We start from the raw sequence: 8,847 nt of genomic DNA on the forward strand, positions 1-8,847 counted from the left end.
TATGATGCAAGACTAAAGCATATCCTTAATATGTCGCAAAATTTCAGCTATGTCGCCAGAAATGAATTGATTAGGGGTGTTATCTTGATCATGGGCTTTAGGACGCGCCAGCAACCAGACCGGCAAAGCAAGCGAACGGGCCGCGTGAAGTTTGGCTATACTGGCATTGCCACCTGAATTTTTGGCACAGATATGCGTAATGGCATGAGTTTTGAAAAGCGCTTCCTCATCTTCATATTTTTTATTAGGAAGTGATTCTATAAATCTGAAATTAAGTGATTTATTGACATTACCTATTTTCAATCCTCGCGCCAAGACATCTATGTGATGAGCGTCTTGAAACGCTGGCAAAGCCCCACTTCCGCCTGCCAAAAATACGCGGGCACCTGCGGGAAGAGCCTGTGCCATTTCTGACCAGCTATCAAAATAGCGCCAATGGTCACCTTTACCGGCCTGCCATGCCGGACGCACATACCTTACCAGCTTCACATTTGCCATTGTCGCCGCCTGATAGGCATTCTGGCTCATTTGTTCGGCATAAGGGTGGGTTAAATCAATGATGGCATCAACATTATGGGCTACGCAATAATCGGCTAGCCCAGAGACACCACCAAAGCCACCTTTTCTAGTCGGCACCAGCAAATCGATTGGTGATGGTGTCACCCCAGCAAGAGACGCCGTAATCTTGAAACGTGCATCATCTTTCACGTCACCAATGATGAACCGTGCTTCGCTTGTGCCAGCTAAAATCAGCAGATGCATCATAATTCCAAACGACCAGCACGCCCTAGCAAGGCACCGTCACGGCTGACAACAAATATTTCAATCGCAATATCATCACGTTTCAGATAAGCCATTGCGGCATCAAGCGCCTGTTCAGCAATAAGGGTCGCCAATGCGTGCCTCTGTTCAAGGTCCGCCATCTGCACAATTTCAAGAACGCTGTTCGCATGGGCCACAGCATCATGACGAAACCCCAAAGGTTCTGCCAATAGTGCCAGTTTTTCAAAATCCACCTGCGAACGTGCCGAATGAAGATCAACCGCACCTTGCGCCATTTTCACCAACTTGCCAAAACCACCAGCTATGGTCAGACGCGGCACTGGATTTTTGCGCATATATTTGAGCATACCGCCAACAAAATCACCCATATCAAGCAACGCTATATCAGGCAGGTCATAGCATTTTTTGGCAAACCCTTCAGATGTGGCACCGGTGGAACCAATCACATGCGGCAAGGCATTGGCCCGTGCGACGTCTATGCCACGATGAATGGAAGCAATCCATGCTGAGCAGGAAAAAGGCCGTACAACGCCTGTTGTGCCTAGAATTGAAATACCGCCTTCAATTCCCAATCGTGGATTCCATGTTTTCAGGGCAATCTTGTCACCATCTGGCACCGAAATTTCAATTTCTACATCGCCTGTTCCGCCAAGCGACGTCGCCAAATCGTCAATAACGGCACACATCATCTGGCGTGGCACCGGATTGATCGCCGGTTCGCCCACATCAATGGGTAAACCGGGTTTGGTAATAACCCCTACACCAGCCCCTTGACGAAACACCACACCGCTATCAGGTGCACCCAAGCGCACAGTGGCGCAAATCATCGCGCCATGCGTGACATCTGGATCATCGCCAGCATCCTTGACAACGCCGGCACATGCCCAGCCAGCACCCAAACTGGTTTTGGCTATTTCCAAATCGGCGTTTTTGCCGCTTGGCGTCACAATAGTGACGCGATCAGGAAACTCACCCGTCAGCAAAGCCATGTAGGATGCATTAACCGCGGCACTTGCACAGGTGCCCGTTGTCCATCCGAACCGTAAATTAGAGCTTAGCGTTGGCGTCATGGGTTTTTGTCATTTTGTCTGAATGTGATAACCGCTTTATTTGCCGTCAAATTTTCGTGCAAAGGACAGCTAACAGGGATAATATCGCGCGTAATGACCAATGATAACAACCAAAATCAGACAGGTGTAGTGTCAATGACACAGGATGATACTAATTCTGACCTCCGGACTGGCAAGCCAAACGGTATTTTACCAGCGCTTGACGGTGTTGATTGGCCAGTTTTTGAAGCTGGATGGGTCTGGATGGTTGGCGGCGGCCCTGGTGATCCTGGATTGTTGACCTTGCATGCGCTAAATGCCCTGCAACAAGCTGACATCATCATTTATGATGCCTTGGTTGATAAGGCGCTTTTATCCTGGGCAAAGCCAGATACCGTGATCGAATATGCTGGCAAACGTGGCGGCAAACCCTCGCCAAAGCAACGCGACATTTCATTACGCCTGATTGAACTCGCCCAAGTTGGCAAGCGCGTTTTACGCTTGAAAGGGGGCGATCCGTTTGTTTTTGGTCGCGGTGGTGAGGAAGCCCAAACGCTGGTGCAAGCTGGCATTAAATTACGAGTTATTCCTGGTATTTCAGCTGGTATTGGCGGTCTTGCCTATGCTGGTATTCCGGTGACGCATCGTGATGTAAATCAGTCCGTAACCTTTTTGTCCGGACATGACCGAACCGGCCTAATGCCATCAGCACTTGACTGGGACGCCTTGTCCAAAGGGTCACAGGTCATTGTGATGTATATGGCTATCAAACATATGCCTGATATCTGTGAAAAGCTTATCGCCGCTGGCCGCGACCCGCATGAGCCTGTTGCTATAGTCAATAACGCAACGCGCGATGACATGCAGGTGCTGGAAACAACGCTGGTTAAAGCGCATGAAGATATCACTAGATCGGGTATCGGGGCACCGGCGATTGTCTGTATAGGAAGAGTCGCATTGATGCGGCAATGTCTTGACTGGATGGGACAAATACAGGGCGTTCCCCCACGTAATCTTGATCCGCTTGACGTAAGGTCAGAATCGGAAACCGGATAATGGCGTGCTCAGGCTTTGTTGTTAGCGGTTTGTCATCAGGCAGTGGCAAAACTGTCATTACCCTTGGTCTGTTAAATGCATTTCGGAAAGCCGGTGTCTCGATTGCTGCGGCAAAATCTGGCCCTGATTATATTGATAGCGCCTTTTTAAAAGCCGCCGCCGGTCAGGCCGCGATCAATCTTGATAGTCACGCCATGACACCGACATTGATTGACAGCCTGCTTTACAGGCATATCGCACGCCAGAATGCCGATACATTGATTGTCGAGGGGGTGATGGGGTTATTTGATGGCACGCATAATGGCCGCGGCAGCACGGCTGATCTGGCTTGTCATCTGGGTCTGCCGGTAATCCTGGTCATTGATGTACGCAATACAGCGCAAAATGCGGCCGCACTAGCTGCCGGACTTGATCATATTCTGCGCCAGCATGCGAAACAATTCAGCTCAGGCGCATCCGGCACACATATCGCTGGCCTTATATTAAACCATGTGGCGTCACCACGTCATCATACGCTGATTGCCGAAGCCATGTCACATTATGACATTCCCATGCTTGGCAGTATTCCCACGACGGCTGATATTGACGTGCCATCTCGCCATCTTGGCCTTATTCAAGCCGCTGATCTGGCCGCAACTGGTCGCTTAGATAGCGTGATTGACGCGGCAACAAAGCTGGTCGAAACACATCTTGACCTGAACCTTATTCAGAAACTTGCTAAGCCGCTTTCATTACAAGCATCATCGCAAACGGCACTTGACGCCCCTGCCCAGCATATTGCTATTGCATCTGATGCGGCCTTTGGCTTTAGCTACAGCCATATCATCGATGAATGGGCAGCATCAGGCGCTACAATATCACCTTTTTCACCGTTGAATGATGAAGCACCGCATGCTGATGCTGCATTTGTCTACATACCTGGTGGGTATCCTGAACTGCATTTGCACAGATTAAGTGCCGCCACTCAATTCATGGCTGGTCTTCAACAGATGGCAAGCCGTAACGTGCCTATATATGGAGAATGTGGTGGCTTTATGGTTTTGGGTGATGCGATCATCGATGCCGATGGCAATCGCTTTGCCATGGCTGGCCTGTTAGGGCTTGAAACCAGCTTTGCCAAACGCAAACTTCATCTTGGCTATAGAAAGCTAACCACCAAACAGCCAGGATTGTGGAACAATAAACTTGCCTCCACCCTGATGGCGCATGAATTTCATTATACAACAGCAACCAGAATATCCGGTGAGGCGCTATTTGATGCGAAAGATGCTGCGGCCAATGATGTTGGCACTATGGGGCTTATCAAGGGAAGCGTTGCTGGCTCATATGCGCATATTATCGCCGCTGTCGAGGCTTAGGGCTTAGGTTTTTGCCTAACTTTGCTTTGCCTTACTTTACTTTGTCTTTCTTTACTTTGTCTTTCTTTACTTTGTCTTTCTGGGGTCGCAAGACATGGACATGATCCGCGTCATACAAAGCACTGTCCCGAAAATCAATGTCCTGATCAAGGCTTTTGCCTACAAATATCAACGCTGTACGGGTGATTTTTTGCGCCTGTGCGGCTTTGTGCATATGTGCCAAATCCGTGTGGATATAAGCCTCATCAGGCCAGCCAACACGATAAGCAATGATGACCGGACATTCAGCTCCATAAAAGGGTGTCAAATCCCGTTCAATTTGGCGTAAATTGCGCACGGATAAGTGAATTGCCAAAGTGGCTCCTGTGCGGCCAAGGCTTGTCAGTTCTTCGCCTTTGGGCATGGCCGAAGATTTCATCGCTGTACGGGTCAGGATCAGGCTCTGACTAACCTCAGGGATGGTTAATTCAATGCCCAGTGCCGCCGCCGCCGCCGCATAAGCCGAGACGCCGGGGGTGATGTCGTAATCAATATCCAGAAGCTTTAACCGCCTTATTTGTTCAGCAATCGCGCCATATAGTGACGGATCACCCGAATGAACACGCGCTACATCCATACCCTTTTCATGTGCGGCTGTAATTTCTGCCAGAATATCATCAAGCGTCATGGATGCCGTATCAATAACACGCGCATTAGCTGGGGCTGATGCCACTACGGCCTCTGGCACCAAAGACCCGGCATAAAGACAGACCTGACAGCTTTCGATCAGACGTAAACCCCGAACGGTAATTAATTCAGGATCACCAGGTCCGGCGCCAATGAAGTGAACAGTCATGACTTTGTTTCCTTGTCTTTAGAGACAGCGTTATCTAGATGTTTGGCGTAGCCCCGCGGGGTATAAATCGCGGGCCCCGTTCCCCGTTCAAACATCCGTGATGACCTCGCGCCAACCATAACAACGGTCAGCATATCGACTTCGTTAATGTCTAATGTGCCAAGCGTACGATAGATCAGGTTTTCGTCAGGACGCCCCAGATTTTGCGCCAATAGAACCGGCACGTTATCACCACGATAGGAAATCAGTATATCTCTTGCCGTTGCCAATTGACTGCGCCGACGCATCGAAACCGGATTATAAAAGGCGATAACAAAATCGCCCGCCCCGGCGGCATGAATGCGTTGTTCAATGGCTGTCCAGGGGGTTAATAAATCGGAAAGAGAGATGGTGCAAAAATCATGACCAAGCAAAGCACCTGATCGCGCCGCCGCCGCCTGAAGCGCTGAAATACCTGGTGCGCTGACAATCTCAACACGCCGCGCTGCATCACTAACACCGCCATCATCATCTGTGCGATCAAGTAATTCAAATACCAATGCGCCCATTGCGTAAATACCCGCATCACCAGAACAGATAATAGCCACATCCTTGCCAGTAGCAGCTGTTTCCAGCGCATATCGGCAACGCGCTTCTTCCTCGCCAAGCTTGAAATCTCGCCGTGGAATATGGGCAGCTATCGCACCCAGAATATCTATATACAGACCATATCCAACCAATTCATCAGCCAGCTGTACCATGCGTGATGCCTCAGGCGTGCGCCACGAACTTTGTCCAGGGCCAATCCCTACCAGCATAACCCGACCGGGTTTGCGCCCCCCAAGCATAGTGATGTCAGCACAGATTTGATCAAGCAAGGCCACCGCCATAGTTGATGATGCCGATTTTTGCTTTTCGACAAGTAACTGTCCATTTATGCCCGATGCTGCCAGCGCCGCAGCCTCGGCCACGCCATGCGCTCCTATTTCTGCATAGACAACATCCGAGGGATTAGCCAAACGCGGGGTTTCAGCTTCAAGACGCGCAACGTCAAAAACCAGAAACGGGACATCAAGATATGCCGCCAAAGCCTTTATGGCTGGCTCATCAGCTTTAATATCCACCGAGACCACAGCCGCAATCGCTGCTGGGTTCAGATCATGCGCGGCCAGATGTGCCAGCACATGCGGTATTAATTCATCAGTAGCACAACCTCTTGCGCACCCAACACCCAGAACAAGTTGCTGCGGACAATAAACAAGTTGATTGCTGGCGGGGGCTAGAGCCTGCATGGTTGCGGTCAGAACAACATCATCACCATGCGGCACCTCAGCCAGCCATGTATCAAGCGCCGCCTGTGCCTCGCCATCACGTTTTGCGCCGGTTCCGGCCAGCAAGTTTGCCATAACGGGTGCGGCCTGTTCCGGGTTTGCCAAGCGCCATCCTTGTGGGGGTTCATCTAAGGATGCAGACCATACGATATTGCCAGCCGTGGTCACGGCGATATGGCTATTATTTTCGGACGCCAATGCTTTGGCTATCCTTAGCCCGCCATGATGCCCACCCAATAATGGCACAATATTTACTCCATCATCGGACATTGCTAATACGGGGGCATCAGCTGTTTTATGTGATAGATATGGCGCCACCGCGCGAATTAGAATGCCGGATGCGCATATACCAATTATAGGGCGTCCGGCTACGAATAAGGCACCGATATGGGCTGTTGTATCGTCAAACAGATATGGCGCATCAGGACAGCGGCTTTGCAGGCCGTGAATATCGGCATCAATGCGTGATGCCAATGATCTGGCAAGGGTAAGTCCCGAAGCTGTCAATGCGACCATAACAGGACGCCGTGAGGTTAAAGCCATGGGTCATCACCCTTATACAGAATTATCATTGAAAAATAAGGCGCGTCATCTGGAGCATCAGATAATTTGTGACAGGTTTGATGCGGTAATGACGCGTGAGAGACATAGCGGGCAGTTTCGGCATAACCGAGTCGTTCAAAAAGGCTACGAACACGCGCTAAATGGCGTCCCACCTTGATGATGACTATCGCTTCGGCGGCTTTTATCCCTGCCTCGAGCGTTGCATCGTCAAGCGGTGCTGGTAAGATGGTCAATATATCATTTCGCGCCACAAGCGGATGTGCTTCGGCCGCCGCACAAGCTGTCATCGAGGTGATGCCAGGAATGATTTCAACCTCATAATCACGCAAACGTGCCAGCAGATACATGAAAGAACCGTAAAATAGCGGGTCACCCTCGCATAGCACAATAACATCACGCCCAGCATCAAGATGGGTTTTGATCACTTCGGCACCCTGATCATAGATGCCTTGCGCTGGCATACGCCCACTTCGCATTGGCACCACCATCGGGATTTCAATAGCATCGCCAGATATGGCATCAGCCACAATAGAACGGGCAAAGCTGACACCATTGTCAGGCGCCGGATAGGCAATCACCTTAGCCGATGCAATCAGACTCCATGCGCGGCGGGTGACTAGTTCTGGGTCGCCAGGCCCCGTGCCGACGCCATATAACCTGCCTAAATTGCCTAAACTCATAGGCTTGATCCACTTGCATCAATGTCTTTATGCCAAACCCATTGTGTCACTGGCATAAGGGCGCGCCAGCCATGGTATCCGCCAACCGGATCAGCGTGATTGACAGCTATGCGGGTCAAATTACCTTTTGTCGATTGCCAAGATGACAGCAAAATGGCTTCACTTTCGAGCGTGACCGCATGGGCAACAAGAACACCACCTGGACGAAGCTGTTGCTGGCAAAGCGCTATTAACGCGGGAGACAGGCCGCCACCAATAAAGATAGCGTCCGGCGTTGGTAGGTCAGCTAGCCCATCAGGCAAGGATGCGTGCACGGCGTGATAGCCAGCAGCGCCTGGACTATCAAGCGAAGCCGAAACCCCGTGACGCCGGGCATTAGCCATCGCACGTTGGATCTGCGCGTCATCGCGATCAATCGCATAGGCTTTTCCACGAGGAGCATGGCGCAGAAAATCGATAGATACGGCACCCGATCCAGCCCCCACATCCCACAGCACAGCCCCCGGAAAAGGCGATAATTTTGCTAGTGCACTGGCGCGCAAATCGCGCTTTGTCATCTTGCCGTCAGTTTCAAACAAACTGTCTGAAAGAGCCATGCCTGCGACGCCAATATGATCCGGGATGGTGATCGCCAGAATATGAAAATCAGATATCTCTGAATGCGCCCATGCGCTGGCTATATTATCGAAACGGGTTTCATATTCACCGCCGATATCACCCAGCACCGTCATATGTGCCGAACCATATCCATGTTCAACCAGAAGAGCGGCTATATCGGCGGTTGATTGGGCATTTGCCGTCAGCACAAGCAGGCGCGCCCGCGGATAGAGATAGGGAATAATACCAGTGACCGGACGGCCATGCACGGTTAGAGTTTCACAATCGGCAAGCGGCCATCGCATTCGCGATGCCGCCATCTGAAACCCAGAAACAGCAGGCATGATAACGCATCTATCATGACCAAAATGCGTTACCAGACTGGCACCGACGCCAAACCATAATGGGTCACCGGTTGCCAGAATGACGATATTGCCGTCAGTCGCCTCGAGCCTAGTGGTCAAATCAGAAAAAGGTGTTGGCCAGCTTTCGATTATACCATCTGTATCAATCGTGGCATGGAACCGTTTTGACGCAAATATGTGATCGGCGGCCTTGATACAGGCAAGCGCATCAGGTGCCAAAGCCATGCACCCGGCTTCGGTAACGCCTATA

At 50.8% G+C, this 8,847-nt stretch carries 8 protein-coding genes; 2 read left to right on the forward strand and 6 right to left on the reverse strand.

The window, feature by feature from the left end:
• Nucleotides 1–12 precede the first annotated feature (12 nt).
• On the reverse strand, nt 13–762 hold the full coding sequence (locus tag ACTF7Q_RS04340; protein ID WP_438996630.1) for a precorrin-6A/cobalt-precorrin-6A reductase: 750 nt from the start codon (nt 760–762) through the stop codon (nt 13–15).
• Nucleotides 762–1,853 (reverse strand): cobalt-precorrin-5B (C(1))-methyltransferase, encoded by a 1,092-nt coding sequence (locus ACTF7Q_RS04345; RefSeq protein ID WP_438996631.1) that lies wholly within the window; start codon nt 1,851–1,853, stop codon nt 762–764. Before ACTF7Q_RS04345 ends, ACTF7Q_RS04340 begins: the two co-directional genes overlap by 1 nt.
• A gap of 135 nt (nt 1,854–1,988) precedes the next feature.
• Here ACTF7Q_RS04345 and cobA point away from each other — a divergent pair, with 135 nt between their 5' ends.
• Entirely contained in the window at nt 1,989–2,888 is a 900-nt protein-coding gene (gene cobA / locus ACTF7Q_RS04350; protein WP_438996632.1) for a uroporphyrinogen-III C-methyltransferase, read from the forward strand.
• Nucleotides 2,888–4,246: a cobyrinate a,c-diamide synthase gene (locus ACTF7Q_RS04355; RefSeq protein WP_438996633.1), complete on the forward strand. Its 1,359-nt coding sequence runs from the start codon at nt 2,888–2,890 to the stop codon at nt 4,244–4,246. Before cobA ends, ACTF7Q_RS04355 begins: the two co-directional genes overlap by 1 nt.
• A gap of 31 nt (nt 4,247–4,277) precedes the next feature.
• Here the strand turns inward: ACTF7Q_RS04355 and cobM are convergent, their stop codons facing one another.
• The 4 genes from cobM to cbiE form a co-directional block, all read right to left on the reverse strand.
• Nucleotides 4,278–5,081 carry a precorrin-4 C(11)-methyltransferase gene (gene cobM / locus ACTF7Q_RS04360; RefSeq protein WP_438996634.1) on the reverse strand — a complete coding sequence of 268 codons (804 nt, stop codon included), beginning with the start codon at nt 5,079–5,081 and terminating at the stop codon, nt 4,278–4,280.
• Nucleotides 5,078–6,934 (reverse strand): precorrin-3B C(17)-methyltransferase, encoded by a 1,857-nt coding sequence (cobJ, locus tag ACTF7Q_RS04365; protein WP_438996635.1) that lies wholly within the window; start codon nt 6,932–6,934, stop codon nt 5,078–5,080. Before cobJ ends, cobM begins: the two co-directional genes overlap by 4 nt.
• Nucleotides 6,925–7,635, reverse strand: a complete 711-nt coding sequence (gene cobI / locus ACTF7Q_RS04370) for a precorrin-2 C(20)-methyltransferase (protein WP_438996636.1) — start codon at nt 7,633–7,635, stop codon at nt 6,925–6,927. Before cobI ends, cobJ begins: the two co-directional genes overlap by 10 nt.
• Nucleotides 7,632–8,847, reverse strand: a 1,216-nt coding sequence (gene cbiE / locus ACTF7Q_RS04375; protein WP_438996637.1) for a precorrin-6y C5,15-methyltransferase (decarboxylating) subunit CbiE, incomplete at its 5' end; no start/stop codon positions are given. The genes cobI and cbiE, both read right to left, overlap by 4 nt.

Source organism: Puniceispirillum sp. (SeqCode) (genome assembly GCF_965657105.1).
Taxonomy (GTDB): Bacteria; Pseudomonadota; Alphaproteobacteria; order Puniceispirillales; family Puniceispirillaceae; genus Puniceispirillum.

Excerpts from the sequence above, each read along its gene's own strand:
- ACTF7Q_RS04340 (WP_438996630.1), bottom strand. The coding sequence starts at position 762 with ATGCATCTGCTGATTTTAGCTGGCACAAGCGAAGCACGGTTCATCATT.
- ACTF7Q_RS04345 (WP_438996631.1), bottom strand. The coding sequence starts at position 1,853 with ATGACGCCAACGCTAAGCTCTAATTTACGGTTCGGATGGACAACGGGC.
- cobA (WP_438996632.1), top strand. The coding sequence starts at position 1,989 with ATGACACAGGATGATACTAATTCTGACCTCCGGACTGGCAAGCCAAAC.
- ACTF7Q_RS04355 (WP_438996633.1), top strand. The coding sequence starts at position 2,888 with ATGGCGTGCTCAGGCTTTGTTGTTAGCGGTTTGTCATCAGGCAGTGGC.
- cobM (WP_438996634.1), bottom strand. The coding sequence starts at position 5,081 with ATGACTGTTCACTTCATTGGCGCCGGACCTGGTGATCCTGAATTAATT.
- cobJ (WP_438996635.1), bottom strand. The coding sequence starts at position 6,934 with ATGGCTTTAACCTCACGGCGTCCTGTTATGGTCGCATTGACAGCTTCG.
- cobI (WP_438996636.1), bottom strand. The coding sequence starts at position 7,635 with ATGAGTTTAGGCAATTTAGGCAGGTTATATGGCGTCGGCACGGGGCCT.